Annotated in this window: 15 protein-coding genes; 10 read left to right on the top strand and 5 right to left on the bottom strand. The window is 70.5% G+C overall.

Features of this window, described 5'->3' with window-relative positions; genetic code table 11:
• Window positions 1-1,476, top strand: a complete 1,476-nt coding sequence (locus BM175_RS16760; RefSeq protein WP_090965045.1) for a mannitol dehydrogenase family protein — start codon at window positions 1-3, stop codon at window positions 1,474-1,476.
• A 5-nt stretch (window positions 1,477-1,481) separates the two neighbouring features.
• On the opposite strand, the gene BM175_RS16755 is transcribed toward BM175_RS16760, so the two are convergent.
• Window positions 1,482-2,183, bottom strand: a complete 702-nt coding sequence (locus tag BM175_RS16755; protein ID WP_210284038.1) for an SDR family oxidoreductase — start codon at window positions 2,181-2,183, stop codon at window positions 1,482-1,484.
• Between the two features lie 222 nt (window positions 2,184-2,405).
• Here BM175_RS16755 and BM175_RS16750 point away from each other — a divergent pair, with 222 nt between their 5' ends.
• Entirely contained in the window at window positions 2,406-3,908 is a 1,503-nt protein-coding gene (locus tag BM175_RS16750) for an ATPase domain-containing protein (protein WP_244546051.1), read from the top strand.
• Complete coding sequence (locus BM175_RS16745) at window positions 3,901-5,985, top strand: hybrid sensor histidine kinase/response regulator (RefSeq protein ID WP_244546050.1); 2,085 nt, start codon at window positions 3,901-3,903, stop codon at window positions 5,983-5,985. The genes BM175_RS16750 and BM175_RS16745 overlap by 8 nt, the downstream gene beginning before the upstream one ends.
• An 18-nt stretch (window positions 5,986-6,003) precedes the next feature.
• On the opposite strand, the gene BM175_RS16740 is transcribed toward BM175_RS16745, so the two are convergent.
• Entirely contained in the window at window positions 6,004-6,387 is a 384-nt protein-coding gene (locus BM175_RS16740) for a hypothetical protein (RefSeq protein WP_090965041.1), read from the bottom strand.
• Window positions 6,388-6,650: 263 nt separating this feature from the next.
• On the opposite strand from BM175_RS16740, the gene BM175_RS16735 reads away from it, so the two are divergent.
• Window positions 6,651-7,403 (top strand): SH3 domain-containing protein, encoded by a 753-nt coding sequence (locus BM175_RS16735; protein ID WP_090965039.1) that lies wholly within the window; start codon window positions 6,651-6,653, stop codon window positions 7,401-7,403.
• Window positions 7,404-7,650: 247 nt separating this feature from the next.
• The gene (locus BM175_RS16730; RefSeq protein WP_139224674.1) at window positions 7,651-9,864 is read left to right on the top strand and encodes a methyl-accepting chemotaxis protein; all 2,214 of its coding nucleotides are present in this window, start codon (window positions 7,651-7,653) and stop codon (window positions 9,862-9,864) included.
• Window positions 9,865-9,868: 4 nt separating this feature from the next.
• Here the strand turns inward: BM175_RS16730 and BM175_RS16725 are convergent, their stop codons facing one another.
• Together BM175_RS16725 and BM175_RS16720 are read right to left on the bottom strand one after the other, a co-directional pair.
• Window positions 9,869-10,789, bottom strand: a complete 921-nt coding sequence (locus tag BM175_RS16725; RefSeq protein ID WP_090965035.1) for a response regulator — start codon at window positions 10,787-10,789, stop codon at window positions 9,869-9,871.
• A complete protein-coding gene (locus BM175_RS16720) occupies window positions 10,782-14,165 on the bottom strand; it encodes an ATP-binding protein (protein WP_090965033.1) in 3,384 nt (1,127 codons plus the stop codon). Before BM175_RS16720 ends, BM175_RS16725 begins: the two co-directional genes overlap by 8 nt.
• A 154-nt stretch (window positions 14,166-14,319) precedes the next feature.
• Here BM175_RS16720 and urtA point away from each other — a divergent pair, with 154 nt between their 5' ends.
• The 5 genes from urtA to urtE all read left to right on the top strand — a co-directional run bounded on the left by urtA (window position 14,320) and on the right by urtE (window position 20,257).
• Window positions 14,320-15,624: an urea ABC transporter substrate-binding protein gene (gene urtA / locus BM175_RS16715; protein ID WP_090965031.1), complete on the top strand. Its 1,305-nt coding sequence runs from the start codon at window positions 14,320-14,322 to the stop codon at window positions 15,622-15,624.
• A 137-nt stretch (window positions 15,625-15,761) separates the two neighbouring features.
• On the top strand, window positions 15,762-17,411 hold the full coding sequence (gene urtB, locus BM175_RS16710; RefSeq protein ID WP_090965029.1) for an urea ABC transporter permease subunit UrtB: 1,650 nt from the start codon (window positions 15,762-15,764) through the stop codon (window positions 17,409-17,411).
• Window positions 17,408-18,568 carry an urea ABC transporter permease subunit UrtC gene (gene urtC / locus BM175_RS16705; protein WP_090965027.1) on the top strand — a complete coding sequence of 387 codons (1,161 nt, stop codon included), beginning with the start codon at window positions 17,408-17,410 and terminating at the stop codon, window positions 18,566-18,568. Before urtB ends, urtC begins: the two co-directional genes overlap by 4 nt.
• Window positions 18,569-18,657: 89 nt before the next feature.
• A complete protein-coding gene (gene urtD / locus BM175_RS16700; RefSeq protein WP_090965197.1) occupies window positions 18,658-19,410 on the top strand; it encodes an urea ABC transporter ATP-binding protein UrtD in 753 nt (250 codons plus the stop codon).
• Between the two features lie 151 nt (window positions 19,411-19,561).
• Window positions 19,562-20,257, top strand: coding sequence for an urea ABC transporter ATP-binding subunit UrtE (gene urtE, locus BM175_RS16695; RefSeq protein ID WP_090965025.1), 696 nt, complete (start codon window positions 19,562-19,564; stop codon window positions 20,255-20,257).
• Window positions 20,258-20,439: 182 nt separating this feature from the next.
• On the opposite strand, the gene BM175_RS16690 is transcribed toward urtE, so the two are convergent.
• A partial coding sequence (locus BM175_RS16690) for an aminotransferase class III-fold pyridoxal phosphate-dependent enzyme (RefSeq protein WP_139224673.1) occupies window positions 20,440-20,869 on the bottom strand: 430 nt, incomplete at its 5' end.

Genomic DNA, 20,869 nt, shown 5'->3' with positions numbered 1-20,869 from the left:
GTGACCCAGCGCCTGTCCGACGACACCCTGTCCACGATCCCGTCCGATGTCGCGCGGCCCCGCTTCGACCGGGCCGCCACGCGCATCGGGATCGTGCATCTCGGCCTCGGCGCCTTCCACCGAGCCCATCAGGCCGTGGCGACGCAGGCCGTGCTGGACGGTGGCGACCGTGCCTGGGGCATTGCCGGCGTATCGCTGCGCTCGCCCGACACGCGCGACGCCCTCCAGCCCCAGGACGGGCTCTATACGGTCGCGGTGCGCTCAGGGGGCGGTGACCGGTTCGAGGTCGTCGGCGCGATCCTGCGCCAGCTCGTGGCGCCGGAGGACCCGGAGGAGGTGCTCGCCCTGATGGCGACGCCCGACACGCGCATCGTCTCGCTGACCGTGACGGAGAAGGGCTACTGCCACCACCCGGCGACGGGCGCGCTCGACGAGGCCCATCCCGACATCGTGCACGACCTTGCCCACCCGCACGCGCCCCGCTCGGCGCCCGGCTTCCTGGTCGAGGCGCTGCACCGGCGGCGGGAGGCGGGTCTGCCGCCCTTCACGGTCCTCTCCTGCGACAACCTTCCGGCCAATGGCGAGACGGCGCGGCGCGTGGTCTCGGCCTTTGCCGAGCTGCGGGGGGCCGCCCTTGGCAGCTTCGTCGCGCGCGAGGTGCCGTTCCCCTCGACCATGGTGGACCGGATCGTGCCTGCCACCACCGATGCCGACCGGGCGCTGGTGGCCGAGCGGCTCGGGGTCGAGGAAGCCTGGCCCGTGATGACCGAGCCCTTCTCGCAATGGGTGATCGAGGATCATTTCGCCGACGGCCGGCCGGACTGGACGCTCGGGGGTGCACGCTTCGTCGCCGACGTCGAGCCCTTCGAACTGATGAAGCTGCGTCTTCTCAACGGCTCGCACTCGACGCTCGCCTATCTCGGCTATCTCGCCGGCCACGAGACCGTGTCGCAGGCGATGGCCGACGCGCCCTTCGCAGCCCTTCTTGCCGCGATGATGGAGAGGGAGATCGCGCCGACGCTGCCGCCGCTCTTCGGCTTCGATCTCGCCGCCTACCGCGCCGAGCTCCTCCAGCGCTTCCGCAATCCGGCCCTGCGGCATCGCACCTGGCAGATCGCCATGGACGGCTCGCAGAAGGTGCCGCAGCGCCTGCTCGGCACGATCCGCGACCGGCTGAAGGCCGGCGAGCCGTTCGAGCGGCTGGCGCTCGGCCTCGCCGGCTGGATCCGCTATGCCGGCGGGCGCGACGAGCGGGGCGGGACGATCGACGTGCGCGACCCGATGGCCGCGCGCCTGAAGGACCTGAGCGAGCGGGCGGGCGACGATCCGGCGCGTCTCGCCGACGCCTTCCTGTCGCTCCACGAGGTCTTCGGCGACGACCTGCCGGCCGACCCGCGCTTGCGCCGCGCGCTGGAAGGCGCGCTCGAACGGCTGATCACGGTCGGCGCGGCAAAAGCCGTCGCCGAGCGCGCCTGAAGCGATCAGACCGAGCGCATCAGGCCGCCGTCGACGCGGATGTTCTGGCCGGTGATGTAGCCGGCCCCGTCCGAGGCGAGGAAGGCGATGGTGGCGGCGATCTCCGCCGTCGTCCCGTAGCGGCCCATCGGCACACTCTGCCGGCGCTCCTCCGTGCCCGGCAGGCTGTCGATCCAGCCGGGCAGGACGTTGTTCATGCGCACGTTCCGGGGCGCGTGCGCGTCGGCGAAGAGCTTGGTGAAGGCGGCCAGCCCCGCGCGGAACACCGCCGAAGTCGGAAACAGGGGGCTCGGCTCGAAGGCCCAGGCCGTCGACACGTTGACGATCGCCCCGCCGCCGTTCGCCGCCATGATCGGCGCGACGAGGCGCGACGGGCGCACGACGTTGAGGAAGTAGGTGTCGAGACCGTGATGCCAGTCCTCGTCGGTGATGTCGAGCACGGCCGCGCGCGGCCCGTGGCCGGCGCTGTTGACGAGGACGTCGATCCGCCCCCAGCGCTCCATCGCGCCGTCGACGAGACGCCCGAGGTCGTCCGCCGACTGGTTCGAGCCGGTGACGCCGAAGCCGCCCAGCGCTTGCGCCAGCGCCTCGCCCTTGCCGGACGAGGACAGGACCGCGACCCGGCATCCGTCCTGGGCGAGCCGCCGCGCCGCCGCCGCGCCCATGCCGCTGCCGCCCGCCGTCACCAGCGCCACCCTGTCCGCCATGATCTTGTCCCTGTCCTTGGTCCACGCGCCGATCGTCGCACGCCCGCCGCCCCATCCTGGCATGGGCCGGCGCGCCGGCGGAAGAGGCGTTGCCGGCCGGCGCGCCGCGCCATGCGTTCGCGCACACGCGCAAATGCGTTGCGCGGGCCTGAGGGCTTGGCTAGTCAAGGAAGGGCGGTCCCGTCCGGCCGCCGAGCGACCCATGAGCCGATGAGTTTTCCGATGCGTCAGACGTCCGATCGGACCTCGTCCGGCAATGCCGAACTCGACCATATCCTGAACGGCGGCTTGCCGACGGGGCGGCTCTACCTCGTGGAAGGGGCGCCCGGCTCCGGCAAGACGACGCTCGCCATGCGCTTCCTGATCGACGGGGCGGAGCGGGGCGAGCGCTGCCTCTACGTCACCCTGTCGGAGACGCGCGAGGAGCTTCTCGCGGTCGCGGCCTCGCACGGGTTCGACCTGTCGGCGATCGACATCTTCGAATTGTCGTCGGCGGAAGCCGTGCTCGGCGAGGGCCGCGAGCAGTCGATCCTCCATTCCTTCGAGGTCGAGCTCGGCGGCATGATCCAGCTGATCCAGGACGAGGTGGAGCGCGTGCGCCCGCACCGCGTCGTCTTCGACAGCCTGTCGGAAATGCGGCTCCTCGCGCAGGACCCCTTGCGCTACCGCCGGCAGGTCCTGCTCCTGAAGCAGTTCTTCGCCCCGCGCGGGGCGACCGTCATCCTGATCGACGACCTGACGGCGGGCGATGCCGGGCGGCGGGACACGCACCTCCACAGCCTGTGCCACGGCGTCCTGACGCTGGAGCGCCTGACGCTCGAGTTCGGCGCCGCGCGCCGCCGCCTCCAGGTGCAGAAGCTGCGCGGCGTCGACTTCATCGCGGGCTTTCACGACTTCACGATCCGCCGCGGCGGTCTCTCGGTGTTTCCGCGCCTCATCGCCGCGCAGCATCACACGCCCTTCCTCGGCGATCCCATGGCAAGCGGCATCGCCGAGCTCGACGCGCTGCTCTACGGCGGACCGCTTCGAGGCACGAGCACGCTGATCACCGGCCCGGCCGGCACCGGCAAGACGACGCTCGCCCTCCAGTATGTCGAAGCCGCCTGCCGGCGCGGCGAGCCGGCCACGATCTACGAGTTCGACGAGCGCATCGGCACGATGATGGTGCGCGCGACGGCCATGGGGCTCGATCTCCAGCCGCATCTCGACAGCGGGCTCCTGCGCATCGTGCAGGTCGATCCGGCCGAGATCTCGCCCGGCGAGTTCGCCTTCGGCGTCCGGCGGGAGGTCGAGGCGCGCGGCTGCCGCCTTCTCGTGATCGACAGCCTCAACGGCTATCTCGCCGCCATGCCCCAGGAGCAGCAGCTGATCCTTCAGATCCACGAGATCCTGTCCTACCTCAACCAGAAGGGCGTCGGCACCTTCCTGATCAACCCGCAGCACGGGCTGGTCGGCACCATGTCGACGGGCACGCTCAACATCTCCTACGTCGCCGACACGGTGATCCTGATCCGCTTCTTCGAGGCGGAGGGGCGGTTCCGCAAGGCGATCTCGATCCTCAAGAACCGTAGCGGGCCGCACGAGGAGGCGATCCGCGAGCTTCGCATCGACGCCGGTGGCATCCGCGTCGGCGCGCCGCTCGTGCAGTTTCGCGGCATCCTGACCGGAACGCCGGAATATTCCGGCGAGGTCGGTCCGCTGATGGAAGAGCGGACACGTGCATAGGCGGGCGGCGCAAGGCTTCGAGGTCCTGATCTGCGCCCCCTTCGGGCGCGACGCCGAAAGCATGCGCGAGCTCCTGGCGCAGGAGCAGTACCGGGCGACCGTCTGCGCCGATCTGACGACGCTGAGCGAGCGGGTGACCGGCGAGGCGGGCGAGAGCGTGGGGCTGATCCTCGTCACGCAGGAAGCCCTCGAGCCCGGCTTCGACACCTTGGCCGCGGCGCTCCGCACCCAGCCCGACTGGTCCGACATCCCGATCATGGTGCTGGCGGCGCGGCGCACGGGGCGCTCCGACGCGATCGTCGGCCTGCGCCATCGCCTGCCCGAGACCGTCACCAACGTGATGATCCTGGAGCGGCCGCTCGGCATCGAGTCGCTCGTCAGCTCCATCGCCTCCGCGATGCGCGCGCGCCAGAAGCAGTTCGAGATGCGCGACCGGCTGCGCGAGCTGACCGCCAGCCGCGAGGCGCTGGCCGCGTCCGAGCGCGAGCTGCGGCTCGTCACCGACTCGCTGCCGGTCCTCATCGCCTTTGTCGACCGCGATCTCGTCTACCGCTTCGCCAACCGTGCCTACGAGGACTGGTTCGGCACCCGCGCGGACACGGTGATCGGGCGCACCATCCCCGAAGTCCTCGGACCGGACACGTTCGAAACGCGGCGCGAGGCCGTGCGCCGGGCGCTTGCCGGCGAGCCGGCGCTCTTCGAGGCGCAGCTCGCCATGCCGGGCCGCGCCGATCGCCTGTCGGAAATCCGCTACCTGCCGCGCCGCGACGCGGCAGGCCGGGTCGACGGGTTCCACATCTTCGTGCTCGACGTGACGGCGCAGAAACGCATGGAGAACGAGCTGCGCGAGGCCGCCGCCTCGCTGGAGGCGCGTGTTGCCGAGCGCACCGAGGCGCTGCGCGACGAGATGGCCCGGCGCGAGGGGGCGGAGGAGGCGCTGCGCCAGTCGCAGAAGATGGAGGCGATCGGCCAGCTGACCGGCGGCATCGCCCACGACTTCAACAACATGCTGGCGGGCGTCATCGGCTCGCTCGACCTGATGCGCCGGCGGATCGACACCGGCGACATGGAGGCGCTGGAGCGCTACCGCAGCAACGCCATGCAGGCCGCCCAACGCGCCGCGACCCTGACTGCACGCCTCCTCGCCTTCGGTCGCCGCCAGTCGCTCGACCTGAAAGCGCTCGACCTCAACACCGTCGTCGAGGGCATGGAGGATCTCCTGCGTCGGACGCTCGGCGAAAACATCGAGATCGAGACGCGCCTCTGCCCCGAGCCGCTCGTTGCGCGCACCGACGTCAGCCAGCTCGAGAACTCGCTCCTGAACCTTGCGATCAACGCGCGCGACGCCATGCCGGACGGCGGGCGCCTGACGATCACGGCGCGCCGCGCGACGGACGCGGAAACGCGGGCCGCCGCGCGCCCCGGCCCCTTCGCGGCGCTCGAGGTCGCCGACACGGGCTCGGGCATGTCGCCGGAAACCCTCGCCAAGGCCTTCGAGCCCTTTTTCACCACCAAGCCGCTCGGCCAGGGCACCGGCCTCGGCCTGTCGCAGATCTACGGCTTCGCCCGGCAGTCCGGCGGCCATGTCGCGATCGACAGCCGCGAGGGCGAAGGCACCTCGATCCGCCTTCTCCTGCCCGCAGAGGCCGGGACGGTGGCGGTGGAAAGCGCGGTCGCGACCGGCGAGGTACCGGCGGGCGAGGGGGAGACCGTCCTCGTGGTGGAGGACGAGGGTCTGGTGCGCATGCTGATCGTCGACGTTCTCGGCGACCTCGGCTACCAGCCGCTGGAGGCGGTCGATGCCGCGATGGCGCTGCCGATGCTGGAATCGTCCGCGCGCATCGACCTTCTCGTCACCGATGTCGGCCTGCCCGGCATGAACGGGCGGCAGCTGGCCGAGATCGCGCGCCGCCTGCGGCCCGAGCTGAAGATCCTGTTCGTGACCGGCTACGCGGAATCGGCCTCGGTGCGCGGCGAGTTCCTCGGCGAGAACATGGATCTCATCGCCAAGCCTTTCGAATACGAGGCGCTGGGCGCCAAGGTGCGCGAGATGATCCTGGGGCGGCCCGCCGGCTGACCGGCCGCCCGGAGGGGATCAGCAGTTGGCGGCGATGCCCTGCGTGTCGTTGGCCGCGCGTGCCGTCTGGCAGGCTGCATCGCGCGTCAGGTTGTTGAGGCCCTGCTTGGCGGCGTCGATCGCCTGGCCCGTCGCCTGCTGGGCGCGCTCGAGCGCCGGAGCGGCCGCATCGCGCGCCTCCTGCGCCGCGGCGCCGATCGCTTGGCCGGTCTCGCGGCCCGCCTGCCCGATCGCGTCCGCGGCTTCCTGCGCCTCAGTGCGCGCCGTGCCGGCAGGCGTCGTTGTCGTGGTGGTGGTCGTTGTCGTCGCCGGCGCGGTGGCGGCCGGCGTCGAGGGCGCATCGTCGCCGCAGGCGGCCAGCGCCAGCGTCGCGGCGAGGGCGAAGGGCGTCAGCTTGTTCATTCGTTCTGATCCTTTGTCGAAGCCGTAAGTCACGGCGTCCCCTTGCGCGGCAAGGTGCGGCGGCCGGCCCCGGTTTCAAGTGCCGGCTACCGGCGGTCAGGACGACGACCGGCGAGATGATCGATGTGAAAATGTCATGGAAGGACAATGGGTTGCGAGGCGATCGCTCGAATGCGGCGCCGCGTGCTCTCGAAATGTTCACCATCCGTCCACCTTCGCCGCGTAAGGCTTGCGCAAACGCCGTCAGCCAAGGGAGCCGCGTCATGACCCAGCGCAAGCCGCGTTCGCGCAAGGGCGCCAAGCCGCGCGCCCCCGCCGGGCGCCGGGTCGGTCCGGTGTGGTGGGGGCTCGGCATCCTGGCGGTCGGCTGGATCGCCTTCGACGCCAACCGCGCGGTCGTCGAGCGACATGTGCCGCAGGTCGCCGCGTTGGAGCGGATGCTGACCGAAGCCAACGCGCCGGCCACCGCCCATCGCGACGCCGCGCCGAGGCGTCCCGCCGTAACGCCGGCTGCCGTGGACCGGCCGCGCTCGGCCGAGCCGCGCGCCCCCGAGGCTCGTCAGGCGGCGCTCCGTCCACCCGCCGCCAACCCGCCGCCGCCGCGCGCGGCCGTGCCGGACGCGCGTCCGGCGTCCGCCGCCGCCGCGCCCGCGCCGGCCCCTGCCGCCCGGACCCCCGTCGCCGTGCCCGCGAAGGTCGAGCGTGCGGCCCCTGCCGGCGACGGGCGGTTCGTCACCCGCTCGCCGACGCCGCTCCGCCGTAGCCCCTCAGCCGGTGCGCCCGCCTGGATGGTACTGGATGCCGGCCGGCCGCTGCGCGTCACCCGCCGCGAGGGCGGCTTTGCCCGCGTGGAGTCGGGCATCTTCACGGGCTGGGTCGACGCCGCCGTGGTGCCCGAGGCTGTCACGCCGTCCGCCGCGCCAGCTCCGGTGCGCAGCACGACCATGCCGACGCTGGCCGCGGCCGACGCGCGCCGCGGCGGACCGGTTCCCGCCGCAAGTGTTCCCGGCCGTTGACCAAGCCTGGATCTCTTCGGCCGGCAGCGGCTTGAGGAATCAGACAGCCAGCGATGCGGCATCGCGGCAACGGCGTTGCAGCAGAATGTTTCAAAAGGCGGCAGTCGATCCCGCCGAACCGATCATCATTCTTCAACGAGTTTCACTCACGATTTCGGCATTCCGACGTCGTGGACGCGTTGTGGTCTCTCGTAGCCAAGGCGTCCGGTCCCAACCCCCGTGAGGCGCCCTGCCGATGAAGATGACGATGAGCCACATCAAGATCGGCACGCGGATCGTCATCGTGGCGGCGATCCCGACGCTGGCGCTTCTCGGCATGGCGGTGAAGACCAACCTGTCGACGATGCGGGCGGCGTCCGAGGCCGGGATGGTGGCGGACCTGTCGGGCACGGCCGCGACCATCGGCTCAGTGATGCACGAGGTGCAGAAGGAGCGCGCGACCGCCACCGGCTTCACGGCGGCCAAGGGCAAGGGCGAGTTCGCCGGGCTGCTCGACCAGCAGCGGACAGCGGTGGACGCGGCGATCACGCGCTTCCGGGCGCTGGACCTTGCCGCGCCCGAGGCGCCGGGCGACGCGGTCCTGAAGGATCTCGCGCGCGACGCGCAGACCCGTCTCGACGCGATCGCCCCGATCCGCGAGGGCATCTCGGCGCTGAAGGCCAAGCCCGCCGACGTCGCGGCCACCTTCGGGCAGGCGGTCGACAGCCTCATCGCCGTGGTCGGATCGATGAACCGGCTGACCACCAACAGCGAGATCTCGGACCGCATCCTCGCCTACACCTCGCTGTTGCAGGCCAAGGAGGGGGCAGGCCGCGAGCGCACCGCCGGCGTCACGGCATTTACGGCGGGCGGCTTCACGCCCGATCTCTACCGGGACTTCGTCGGCGAGGCGGCCGCGCAGAACGCCCGCTTCTCGAGCTTCCGGGACCGCGCGACGCCGGACGCCCGGCAGGCGCTCGACGCCATGCTCAAGAGCCCCGTCGGCAAGCGCGTCGACGGCATGCGCACGACAGGTCTCCAGGGTCCCTTCGGCGGAACGATTTCGTTCGTGACCGGCAAGGATTGGTACGACGCGAGTTCGGCCCGCATCGACGCCCTGAAGGATATCCAGGATGCCGTGAGCGCGGACCTCGGCGCCTTCGCCACCACGACGGCCTCGGTCGAGAAGAAGGCGCTCGTCCTGTCGCTTGCCCTTACGGCCGGACTTCTGGCGCTCGTCGCGCTGATGGTCGCCTCGGTCACGCGGTCGATCACGCGGCCCGTCGGGCGTCTCGTGCAGATCATGCGCGAGCTTGCGGGCGGGCGGGCCGACACGGCCCTCGACGTCGCGCCGGACCGCAGCGAGATCGGCGACATGGTGCGCTGCGTCACCGTGTTCCGCGACAACGCCGCCGAACGGCTGCGGCTGGAGGGCGAGATCGACGCCAACCGCTCGCTCACCGAGCGCGAGCGGCAGGAGCGCGACCGCGCGCGGACTGAGGAGGCGGCCGAGATCGCTCGGGCGATGGAGAGCCTTGCGGCGGGCCTCGGGGCCATTGCGGACGGCAAGCTCACCCATCGCATCGACACCGCGTTCGCGCCGCGCCTCGAGCCGATCCGCCTCGACTTCAACGGCGCGATCGCGCGGCTGGAGGAGACACTGATGGACGTGCGCACCAACGCGCAGGCCATCGCCACCGGCTCCGGCGAGATCGCGGCGGCCGCGGGCGACCTGTCGCAGCGCACCGAGCAGCAGGCGGCCAATCTCGAACAGACCGTGGCCGCGCTCGGAGAGGTGACGCGCGGCATCAACTTGGCCGCCGCCGATGCCGGCAAGGCGCAGGGGTCTGCCGCGCAGGCGCTGCGCAGTGCCGAGCGGGGCGGCGAGATCGTGACCCGCGCCGTCTCGGCGATGAGCGAGATCGAGGCCTCGTCCCAGCGCATCGGCTCGATCATCGGCGTCATCGACGAGATCGCCTTCCAGACCAATCTCCTCGCCCTGAACGCTGGCGTCGAGGCCGCGCGCGCCGGCGAGGCGGGCCGGGGCTTCGCGGTCGTTGCGCAGGAGGTGCGCGGTCTCGCCCAGCGCTCGGCGGAGGCCGCCAAGGAGATCAAGACCCTGATCGCGCTCTCCCGGACCCAGGTCGAGGCAGGGGTCGATCTCGTCACCGCTTCGGGCCGCAGCCTCGAGGACATCGTCTCGCAGGTCGGCGACGTCACGCGCACGGTGGAGGGCATCGCCCGCGCGGCGCGCGAACAGGCGGCCTCCCTGAAGGAGGTGTCGATCGCCGCCGACCAGATGGACAAGGTGACCCAGCAGAACGCCGCGATGGTGGAGGAGACCACCGCCGCGACGCAGAACCTGATGCGCGAGACCGACGATCTCGCCGGGCTCGTCGACCGGTTCGAGACGCGGCAGAGCGCCGGTGGCCCGGCGACCCACGCCGCGGTTCAGGCGATGCCCCGCCGGCGCGCCGCCTGACGCGTCAGCGCTCCGACAGGGTCTTCATCACGAGAAACGTCGCCGACGCCCGATTCTCGACGCCGAGCTTGGCGAAGACGACCTCGAGATGCTTGTTCACCGTGCGCGGGGAGAGCGACAGGATCTCGGCGATGTCGCGGTTGGACTTGCCGCGCGACAGCCAGACGAGGACATCGGCCTCGCGCGCGGTGAGCTGGAAGCGGTCGCGCAAGGTCGCTTCCTCGGCGGACGCGTCCTCGACGGCGAGGCGGAAGAGGTGTTCGCCGTCGCTCATCCGGCCGACGAAATTGAGCGTCGTGCGCCGGTCGGGATCGGAGGGCAGCGGCCAGCCGCCGGCCGGCACGCGCGCCGGCTCGGCGCCCGCCGCCAGCCATTCGTGCGCGGCCGAGGGCAGGGCGGCCTCGCCGGCTCCGGCGCCCAGAAGCCGTCCCGCCTGCGGCGTCGCCCACAGGATGCGGCCTGCCCCGTCGGCGGCGAACAGGAAGCGGCCCGTCGTATCGAGCGCGGCGCGTGCGCTCTGCGTCGAGCGAGCATTGCCGAGATGGACGCGGATGCGGGCGAGGAGCTCGTCCGGCACGATCGGCTTCACCACGTAGTCGACGCCGCCGGCCTCCAACCCGCGCACGACGTGCTCGGTCTCGCCGAGCCCCGTCATGAAGATCACCGGCACGTGCCGCAGCGCCGGGTCGGCCTTGAGGCGGCGCGTCGTCTCGAACCCGTCGATGCCCGGCATCATCGCGTCCATCAGGACGATGTCGGGCGTGATCTCGGCGGCGATGCCGAGCGCCTGCTCGCCCTCCAGCGCGACCAGCACGGTCGCCCCCGTCGCCTCGATCGCGTCGGTGAGGAGGCGCAGCGTGTCGGGCGAATCGTCGACCACCAGCACGATATGGCTCTCGCCGCCCCGGCCCCCGTCCTCACGCATCGTCGGTCTCCTCGAGGATCGCCGTGAAGCTCTTCCAGTCGAAGTCGCGCGCGGGCTCGCGCAGGCGGGCGACGAAGTCGCGGTTGGCGGGGTTCTCCTCGAGGGCCGCGAGCTTGCGCTCGATCCCCTTGGCAAAGCCGATCCGCCCGAGGCGCCGGAGTTCGGCAAGGTCGGCGGCGTCCGGGCGTGCCGCAGCCTTGCCCGGCGACGAGGGTTCGGTCAGCGCGGGCTCGTCGCGCGTCCAGTCGAGCGCCAGCGCGCGGCCGATCGTCGACAGGAGCGCCCGGAGGTCGACGGGCTTCGTCAGGGCGCCCGCGACGCCCGGATCGTCTTCCGCCTCGAGACCGGGCGCCGGCATCTCGGCGAGCGTCGCCGACAGCATCAGGATCGCCCCGTCCTGCGCCTCGGTGCGCAGCCGCCGGGCGAGCTGCCAGCCGTCCATGCCGGGCATCTGGATGTCGAGAAGGAAGAGGTCGGGGCGGATCTCGGCGACGAGCCGGAGCGCCGTCGGCCCGTCGGCGGCGGTCAGAACGATGAAGCCGAGCGGGCGCAGGAGCTCGACCATCAGGTCGCGATGCGCCTCGTCGTCGTCGGCGACGAGGATGGTGCGGCGCGGGCCGGCATAGCCGCGCACCGGCGCGTCAGGCTCGGGCGCATCGACCGTGCCCTTGGCGGCCGGGCGCGGCGAGGCGGCCGACAGCATGACCCGCACGGCGAAGCGGCTGCCTTCGCCCGGGCGGCTTTCCATCGTCACGTCGCCGCCCATCAGGCTGGCGAGAAGGCGGGTGATCGTGAGGCCGAGGCCGAGGCCCGGCAGCTTGCCGCGGGCCGCATCGCCCCGCTCGAACGGCTCGAAGATGCGCTCCGCTTCCGTCTCGGCGATGCCGGGGCCGGTGTCGGTGACCGAGAGGATCGCGACTTGGCTGCGATAGGCGACCTCGAAGGTGACGGTGCCCCTCTCGGTGTATTTCACCGCATTGGACAGGAGGTTGATCAGGATCTGGCGCAGGCGCTTCTCGTCGGTGCGCACGACCTCGGGAAGGTTTGCCGGCTTCACGAAGCGGAAGACGAGCCCCTTGGCCTCGGCCTGGAGGCGGATCATGTCGACGATCTGGGCGAGGAAATCGTCGAGCCGCACGTCGGAGCGCTGGAGCGTCAGGCGGCCTGTCTCGATGCGGGAGATGTCGAGGATGCCGTCGATGAGGCCGGACAGGTGTTCGGCCGAGCGCCGGATGGTGCGGATGCCGCCCGCCTTCTCGCGCGGGATCGCGGCATCCCCTTCCAGAAGCTGGGCATAGCCGAGGACGGCGTTGAGCGGCGTGCGCAGCTCGTGGCTCATGCCCACGACATAGCGGCTTTTCGCAAGGCTCGCCGCCTCCGCCCGTTCCTTGGCGGCCTGCAGCGCGGCGTCGGTGCGCTTGTGGGCGGCGATCTCCTTGAGGAGAAGGCTGGTCTGGCGGGCCGACTCCTCTTGTGCGACGCGGCGCGACTCCTGCGCCAGCACGAAGAACCAGGTCGCGATGCCCGACACGATGAGGAGGATGAAGAAGGCGGCCCAGAGCGCGGCGGCGATCGTCTCGGAATCCTCGGGGCTCGCGAGCGTCGCCTGATAGTCGATCAGCCCAAGCACCAGCGACAGGACGAAGGCCAGAAGCGAGACGCCGCCGAGATAGCGCCCCGTGCGCGAGCTGATGCGCGCGAGGAGGGCCTGCGGCAGCGTCGCGCGGGCGAGCGCGGAGGCCTGCGCGGCAAAGCGCGCGTGCGGCTTGCAGAGGTCGTGGCAGCGCGCGTCGAGCGAGCAGCAGAGCGAGCAGATCGGCGCGGCATAGGCGGGGCAATGCGCCATGTCCTCGGGCTCGAACGGATGCTCGCAGACCCGGCAGGCGATGGTCTTCCGCCGCGCCCATTCGGCGTGCGGCTTGCGGGCGAGATAGAAGCGGCCCCCGGTGGCCCAGGCGATCAGGGGGGCGGTGACGAGCGCCGTGCCGAGCGCCACGAAGACCGAGAGCGCCTGCAACGCCGCGCCGAAGAGACCGGCGAAGGCCAGCATCGACAGGAGCGTCGCCAGCCCCATCGAGCCGAGCCCGACGGGGTTGAGGTCGTAGAGATGGGCGCGCTTGAACTCGATGCCGGGCGGCGATAGGCCGAGCGGCTTGTTGATCGCGAGATCCGCGACGATCGCCCCGAGCCAGGCCACCGCGACATTGGCGAAAAGGCCGAAGGTCGCTTCCAGCGCGCGGTAGATGCCGAGCTCCATCAGGAGAAGCGCGATCGCCACGTTGAACACGAGCCAGACGACCCGGCCCGGATGGGAGTGGGTGAGACGCGAGAAGAAGTTCGACCAGGCGAGCGAGCCCGCATAGGCGTTCATCACGTTGATCTTGAGCTGGCTGACCACGACGAAGGCGGCCGTCAGGAGAAGGACCGCCGTCTCGTTCGGCACCACGAAGCCGAAGGCCGCCCGGTACATGTAGGCGGGCTCGGCGGCGTGTTCGCTGGAAACGCCGGAGCGCAGCGCGAGAACCGCGAGGAACGAGCCGAACAGGAGCTTCGGCGCGCCGAGTACGATCCATCCGGGCCCGGCGGCGAACAACGAGAACCACCAGTTCCACGTCTTGGCGCGGCCGTTGCCCGGCAGGAAGCGCAGGATGTCCACCTGCTCGCCGATCTGCGGCATCAGCGCGAGGATCACGGCCGCCGCCGCGCCGAACTTCAGGAGGTCGAACCCGTCCGGCCCCGTGGCTTCCAGCCCCGGAAACGCCATCCAGGCTTCCACCGAGCCCCAGTCCTGCGCGAGGATGAAGCCGACGGGCAGGAGGTTCAGCCCGATCCAAAGCGGCTGCGTCCACAGCTGGAAGCGGCTGATCCAGGTGACGCCGTGGGTGACGAGCGGGATCACCACCACGGCCGAGACGATGTAGCCGATCCACAGCGGCAGGCCGAAGGCGAGCTCCAGCGCCGCCGTCATGATCGAGGCCTCCACCGCGAAGAGGATGAAGGTGAAGCTCGCATAGATCAGCGAGGTGACGGTGGAGCCGATGTAGCCGAAGCCCGCGCCGCGGGTGAGGAGGTCGATGTCGACGCCGTGGCGCGCGGCATAAAGGCTGATCGGGATGCCGGTGACGAAGAGGATCACGGTGGCGGCGAGGATCGCGGCCACCGCGTTGGCGAAGCCGAAGGACAGGGTGATCGCCCCGCCGACGGCTTCCAGCGCCAGGAAGGAGATCGCGCCGATCGCCGTCTGCGAGACGCGCGCGGCCGTCCAGCGCCGAGCGGATTTCGCCGTGAAGCGCAGCGCGTAGTCTTCCAGCGTCTGGTTGGCGACCCAGCGATTGTATTCGCGGCGGACGGGAAGGATGCGCTGGCGGCCGTTCATTCCGGTCCCGGTCGGTTGGCTTGGCCCCCGATCCTATGCGCAGGCCGGAGGCCGGCGTCTACGTCATTTGACGTATGTCCCCGCGCGGCGCGCCGTCCGATGGTCCCTTCCGTGCGGCGGGGGTGCCGCGAACCATCCATGAGGGGATCAACCCATGCGAGTTTCGACGAAGGCCGGCTGGCTCTTGGGCGCCTATGCCGCCACCACGTTCGCGGCGGGTCTTGCCGCCCATGCGCAGGAAGACACGATCAAGGTCGGCATCCTCCACTCGCTGTCGGGCACGATGGCGATCTCGGAGACGACGCTGAAGGACGCCATGCTCATGCTCATCGACGAGCAGAACAGACAAGGCGGCCTCCTCGGCAAGAAGCTCGAGGCGGTGGTGGTCGACCCCGCGTCCGACTGGCCCCTCTTCGCCGAGCGCGCGCGCGGTCTCATCGCGCAGGACAAGGTCGCGGCCGTCTTCGGCTGCTGGACCTCGGTCTCGCGCAAGTCGGTGCTGCCGGTGTTCAAGGAGCTGAACTCGATCCTGTTCTACCCCGTCCAGTACGAGGGCGAGGAGTCCGAGCGCAACGTCTTCTACACGGGCGCCGCGCCCAACCAGCAGGCGATCCCGGCGGTCGACTACCTGATGAACGAGGGCGTCGAGCGCTGGGTTCTGGAAGGCACCGACTACGTCTATCCGCGCACCACCAACAAGATCCTCGAGGCCTATCTGAAGTCCAAGGGCGTCGCCGCCGAGGACATCAAGGTCAACTACACGCCCTTCGGCTTCTCCGACTGGCAGACCGAGGTCTCGCAGATCAAGGAGTTCGGCGGCGCCGGCAAGAAGACCGCGGTGGTCTCGACCGTCAACGGCGACGCCAACGTGCCTTTCTACAAGGAGCTCGCCAACCAGGGCGTGTCGGCCTCCGACATTCCGGTCGTCGCCTTCTCGGTCGGCGAGGAGGAACTTGCCGGCATCGATACCAAGCCGCTGGTCGGCCATCTCGCGGCCTGGAACTACTTCCAGTCGGTCGACACGCCGGAGAACGAAGAGTTCATCACGAAGTGGCGTGAATTCACCAAGGACGACAAGCGGGTGACGAACGACCCGATGGAGGCCCACTACATCGGCTTCAACATGTGGGTGAAGGCCGTCGAGGCCGCCGGCACCACCGACACCGACAAGGTGATCGACGCGATGGTCGGCGTCTCCGTGCCGAACCTCACCGGCGGCTTCTCCTCGATGGGCGCCAACCACCACATCACCAAGCCTGTCCTGATCGGCGAGATCCAGGAAGACGGCCAGTTCGAGGTGGTGAACGAGACGGCGGGCCTCGTGCTCGGCGACGAATGGTCCGACTACCTGCCGGAGTCCAAGCCGCTGATCGCCGACTGGCGCGCCCCGATGTCCTGCGGAAACTTCAACACCGAGACCGGCAAGTGCGGCGGTGCCGGAGCTGCGGCCTCCAACTGACCGCGCGGGGAGGGGCCGTCCCGGCGGCCCCTCCCGATCCTCTCGCCCCGCCGGTCCGGCGGGGCGCTCGTCCTTCGATCTTCCGCGAGCGTCGGTCCTACCTCGGCGAACGCGCGACCCCGGTCTGGAGTGGACCCATGCCCGATTGGCTTCGCCGGCTCGTCTCCCTGCGCCCGGCCCTTCTCGTCGTCGCCTTCGCCGCGGCCCTGGTGCTCCTGCCGTCCTCCCAGGCTTTCGCGCAAGGCGGCGATCCCGCCTCGCTCGTCCAGGCCTTCGGCGGCAAGAAGAGCTTCGAGGACACGGAAGCGACGATCCGCGCGCTGGCCGCCACCGGCGATCCCGCGGTCGCCCCGGCGCTGCAGGCGCTCGCCGACGGCAACCTCTACTATGAGAAGGACGGGGGCCGCGTCGTGATCGGCGAGGGGCGCGGCGCGTCGCTGGCTGCGCGCGATCCCCTCACCGGCGAGGCGCTCGGGGAACGGCCCAAGGCGGCGCTGGAAAAGGTCCGCGTCAAGAACTCCATCCGCACGCTGGTCGCCGAGGCGATGGGGGCGTTGACGCTCGGCTCGGCTGATCCGGCCGCGCGCCTCGCCTCCGCGACCGCCCTCTTCGAGCGTGCCTCGCCCGACCAGATCGACATGCTGGATGCCGCGATCGCGCGCGAGGACGACCCCCGCGTCGACGCGGCGCTGGCCGAAGCACGCGCCGGCGCGGTCCTCAAGTCCGACCGCCCGGCCCCTGAGCGCGTCGCGGCCGTGGCGACGCTCGAGGCGCGCGGCGACCGTGCGGCGCTCAACATGCTGCGCTCGGCGGCCGGCGACGCCGATCCGACGGTGGCCGCCGCCGCGCAGAAGGGCGCGGCTGCGGTGGAGGGCACGATCGCGCTCTGGGGCCATGCGCAGACCGTCTGGTACGGGCTGTCGCTCGGCTCCGTCCTGCTTCTCGCCGCGATCGGCCTTGCCATCACCTTCGGCGTCATGGGCGTCATCAACATGGCGCATGGCGAGATGGTGATGCTCGGCGCCTACACGACCTTCGTGGTGCAGCAGGCGATGCGCGACCACGCGCCGGAATGGCTCGACTGGTCGCTCGCCGTCGCCCTGCCGCTCGCCTTCCTCGTCTCCGGCCTCGTCGGCCTCGTCATGGAGCGCGGCATCATCCGCTTCCTCTACGGGCGCCCGCTGGAGACGCTGCTCGCGACCTTCGGCGTGTCGCTAATTCTCCAGCAGGCAATCCGCATGATCTTCGGGCCGACCAACCGCGAGGTGTCGAACCCGTCCTGGATGTCCGGCTCCTTCGACATCGGCCAGATGGCCGTCACCTGGAACCGGCTCTGGATCATCGTCTTCGCGCTCGCCGTCTTCGCCGCGCTGCTCTTCGTCCTCAACCGGACTTCGGCGGGACTCAAGATGCGCGCCGTCACGCAGAACCGGCGCATGGCGGCCGCGATGGGCATCCGCACGCCGATGGTGGACGCGCTGACCTTCGCGCTGGGGTCGGGCATCGCCGGCATGGCGGGCGTCGCGCTCTCCCAGGTCGACAACGTCTCGCCGGACCTCGGTCAGGGCTACATCATCGACAGTTTCATGGTCGTCGTCTTCGGCGGGGTCGGAAACCTCTGGGGCACGCTCGTCGGCGCCTTCTCGCTCGGGATCGTCAACAAGCTCCTCGAGCCCTATGCGGGCGCCGTTCTCGGCAAGATCGTGGTGCTCGTCCTCATCATCCTCTTCATCCAGAAACGGCCGCGCGGCCTCTTCGCCCTCAAGGGAAGGTTCGTGGACGCATGATCACCGCACGGTTTCTCGGCCCCCGCGCCGTCTGGCTGGCGCTCGCCCTCCTAGGTCTCGCCGTCCTCGTCCCGGTGCTGAATCTCGCGCTGGAGCCGACTCATCCGCTCCACGTGCCCGACCATCTCGTGCCGCTTTTCGGCAAGTATCTCGCCTATGCGCTCCTCGCCCTCAGCCTCGATCTCGTTTGGGGCTATATCGGCATCCTGTCGCTCGGCCACGGCGCCTTCTTCGCGCTCGGCGCGTATGCGATGGGCATGTACCTGATGCGCCAGATCGGCGCGCGCGGCGTCTACGGCAACCCGGACCTGCCGGACTTCATGGTGTTCCTGAACTACCGGGAGCTGCCCTGGTTCTGGTACGGCTTCGACCAGTTCTGGTTCGCCGCGCTGATGGTGGTTCTGGTGCCGGGGCTCCTCGCCTTCCTGTTCGGCTACTTCGCCTTCCGCTCCCGCGTCACCGGCGTCTATCTCTCGATCATCACGCAGGCGCTGACCTACGCGCTGCTTCTCGCCTTCTTCCGCAACGACATGGGGTTCGGTGGCAACAACGGCCTCACCGACTTCAAGGAGATTCTCGGGGCCCCGCTTCAGGCCGCCGCGACGCGCGCCGGGCTGTTCGCCGCCACCGCGCTGGCGCTCGCCGCCGGCGTTCTCGTGGTGGCCGCCGTCACGCACTCCAAGCTCGGGGCGCTGATGGTGGCGGTGCGCGATGCGGAAGGGCGGACGCGGTTCCTCGGCTGGCGGGCCGAGCACGTGAAGCTCTTCGCCTTCACGCTCTCGGCCATGATGGCGGGTGTCGCCGGTGCCCTCTACGTGCCGCAGGTCGGCATCGTGAACCCCGGCGAGTTCGCGCCGCTCAACTCGATCGAGGTCGTCGTGTGGACGGCGGTCGGCGGGCGCGCGACGATCCTCGGGCCGGTCATCGGCGCCGTCCTCGTCAACGGCGGCAAGAGCTACTTCACCGCGGCCGCGCCCGACGCCTGGCTCTTCATCCTCGGCGGGCTCTTCGTCTTCGTGACCCTCTTCCTGCCGCGCGGCATCGTCGGCACCTTCGATCATGGCTGGCGCGCGCTCCGGGAGCGCCGCCAGGCCGCCCGCGCCGAGAAGGGCGTCGCGACCGGCCCGGCCGACGCCGCAGCCAACCCCGCGGAGTGACGACGATGCTGCAAGACACCATGCCCGCCCGCGTCTCGCCCCATCCCTTCGCGACCGCAATGGCGGACCGGCGCGAGGCCGACGCCAGGATGCGCCCGCCGCGCGGCGAGACGCTTCTCTACCTCAACGGCGTCAATAAGGCCTTCGACGGGTTCAAGGCGATCAACGACCTCTCGCTGGTCGTGGCGCGCGGCGAGATGCGCGCGATCATCGGTCCGAACGGGGCCGGCAAGACCACGATGATGGACATCATCACCGGCAAGACACGTCCCGACACGGGCGACGTCTATTTCGCCGGCGATACCGACCTCACCCGGCACGACGAGGCCGAGATCGCCTCGATGGGGATCGGCCGCAAGTTCCAGAAGCCGACGGTGTTCGAGGGCCACACGGTAGAGGGCAATCTCCGCCTCGCGCTTGCCGGGTCCCGCTCGATCTTCGCAGCGCTCCTCCACAAGCGGAGCGCCGCCGAGGATGCGCGCATCGACGAGATCCTCGCGACCGTGCGCCTTGCCGAGAAGCGCGCGCTGTCGGCCGCCGACCTCAGCCACGGCCAGAAGCAGTGGCTGGAAATCGGCATGCTGCTCGCGCAGGACCCCGAGCTTCTCCTCATCGACGAACCCGTCGCCGGCATGACCGACGCCGAGACCGAGGAGACGGCGCGTCTCCTGCGCGACATCGCAAGGGAGCGATCGGTCGTCGTGGTCGAGCACGACATGCATTTCGTGCGCATGCTGGGCGTGAAGGTGACGTGCCTCCACGAAGGCCACGTGCTCGCCGAAGGCCCGCTCGACGACGTCTCGGCAAACCCGCGCGTCATCGAGGTCTATCTGGGGCGCTAGCGCGCTTTTGATGGCTTCAGGCGGGTCGGGCTGACGGGTCTCGTCCGCCGCTTGGCCGATCCGCCGGCAAAGAGTGCGCCCGGCTTCCCCGGGCGACGAAACAACCCTTGCCGGCCCTCGGCCGCCGGCCACATGAAAGGGCGCAGAACCCATGCTGACCGTTTCCGACGTCGATCTCTACTACGGTGCCGCGCAGGCGCTGCGGGGCGTGTCGCTGGAGGCGAAAGCCGGCGAGATCACCTGCGTCCTCGGGCGCAACGGGGTGGGCAAGACCTCGCTCATGCGGGCCGTGGTCGGCCAGCAGCCGATCCGGCGCGGCACGATCCAGCTCGGCGGCGAGGATCTCGGATCGAGCGCGCCCTACGCGCGGGCGCGGGCCGGCATCGGCTTCGTGCCGCAGGGGCGCGAGGTGTTTCCGCTCCTGACGGTGAGGGAAAACCTCCAGACGGGCTTTGCGCCGGTGAAACGGGGCGATCGCACGATCCCCGACCACGTGTTCGAGCTCTTTCCGGTGCTGAAATCGATGCTCGGGCGGCGCGGCGGCGATCTGTCGGGCGGCCAGCAGCAGCAGCTCGCGATCGGCCGCGCCCTCGTCACGCGGCCGCGCCTTCTGGTGCTGGACGAGCCGACCGAGGGCATCCAGCCCTCGATCATCAAGGACATCGGCCGCGCCATCCGCTATCTGAAAGAGGAGGCCGGCATCGCCGTGCTGCTGGTCGAGCAGTATCTCGACTTCTGCCGGGAGCTCGCCGACCGGGTCTACATCCTCGATCGCGGCCGGATCGTGTTTTCGGGCGTCGGCGCCGATCTCGACGACCCGGAGGTGCGCCGCCACCTCATGGTGTGAGAGCCTGTTTCCAAGGTCTGCCGGGTCGGCCCGGTGGGCCTTTTCATCCGAGGCTTCGTTGCCGATGCGCGCCGATGCCACCGGCATCGACTGCGCTGAGCGCCTCGTTCCGGATTGAAAATCCCTCGCCGGCCTCCACCAGAGACGTCCGAAACAGTCTCTGAGGCGGCGGCGCAAGGGGTTCAGATCAGCCCCTCCTTGTGCGCGGCGTCGGTCAGCCGCGCGAGCGTTCGTCCCATGCGGGCCATGATCTCGTCGATGTCGTCGGCGGTGACGATCATCGGCGGGCAGAGCGCCAGCTGGTCGCCGATGGCGCGGAAGATCAGCCCCTCGTCGTGGCCGATCACTGCGGCCATGCGCCCGACCGCGCCCACCGTCTCGAAGGGACGCTTCGTCGCCTTGTCGGCCACAAGCTCCAGCGCCCCGATCAGCCCGTCGCCGCGCGCCTCGCCGACCAGCGGATGATCGGCGAACGAGCGAAGGCCCCCCTGGAACTGCGCCTCCAGCCGCGCCGCGTTCCCCGCCCAGTCCTGCTCCTCCATGATGGCAAGGTTCTCGAGCCCGACGGCCGTCGAGACCGGATGGCCGGACGCCGTGAAGCCGTGCCCGAAG

It is taken from the genome of Aureimonas phyllosphaerae (assembly GCF_900113065.1).
In the GTDB taxonomy this organism is placed as follows: Bacteria; Pseudomonadota; Alphaproteobacteria; order Rhizobiales; family Rhizobiaceae; genus Aureimonas; species Aureimonas phyllosphaerae.
Note: the sequence above shows the minus strand (reverse complement) of the source record. Positions and strands in the feature narration are given on the sequence as shown.

Excerpts from the sequence above, each read along its gene's own strand:
- BM175_RS16755 (WP_210284038.1), bottom strand. The coding sequence starts at position 2,183 with ATGGCGGACAGGGTGGCGCTGGTGACGGCGGGCGGCAGCGGCATGGGC.
- BM175_RS16750 (WP_244546051.1), top strand. The coding sequence starts at position 2,406 with ATGCGTCAGACGTCCGATCGGACCTCGTCCGGCAATGCCGAACTCGAC.
- BM175_RS16740 (WP_090965041.1), bottom strand. The coding sequence starts at position 6,387 with ATGAACAAGCTGACGCCCTTCGCCCTCGCCGCGACGCTGGCGCTGGCC.
- BM175_RS16735 (WP_090965039.1), top strand. The coding sequence starts at position 6,651 with ATGACCCAGCGCAAGCCGCGTTCGCGCAAGGGCGCCAAGCCGCGCGCC.
- BM175_RS16730 (WP_139224674.1), top strand. The coding sequence starts at position 7,651 with ATGAGCCACATCAAGATCGGCACGCGGATCGTCATCGTGGCGGCGATC.
- BM175_RS16725 (WP_090965035.1), bottom strand. The coding sequence starts at position 10,789 with ATGCGTGAGGACGGGGGCCGGGGCGGCGAGAGCCATATCGTGCTGGTG.
- BM175_RS16720 (WP_090965033.1), bottom strand. The coding sequence starts at position 14,165 with ATGAACGGCCGCCAGCGCATCCTTCCCGTCCGCCGCGAATACAATCGC.
- urtA (WP_090965031.1), top strand. The coding sequence starts at position 14,320 with ATGCGAGTTTCGACGAAGGCCGGCTGGCTCTTGGGCGCCTATGCCGCC.
- urtB (WP_090965029.1), top strand. The coding sequence starts at position 15,762 with ATGCCCGATTGGCTTCGCCGGCTCGTCTCCCTGCGCCCGGCCCTTCTC.
- urtC (WP_090965027.1), top strand. The coding sequence starts at position 17,408 with ATGATCACCGCACGGTTTCTCGGCCCCCGCGCCGTCTGGCTGGCGCTC.
- urtD (WP_090965197.1), top strand. The coding sequence starts at position 18,658 with ATGCGCCCGCCGCGCGGCGAGACGCTTCTCTACCTCAACGGCGTCAAT.
- urtE (WP_090965025.1), top strand. The coding sequence starts at position 19,562 with ATGCTGACCGTTTCCGACGTCGATCTCTACTACGGTGCCGCGCAGGCG.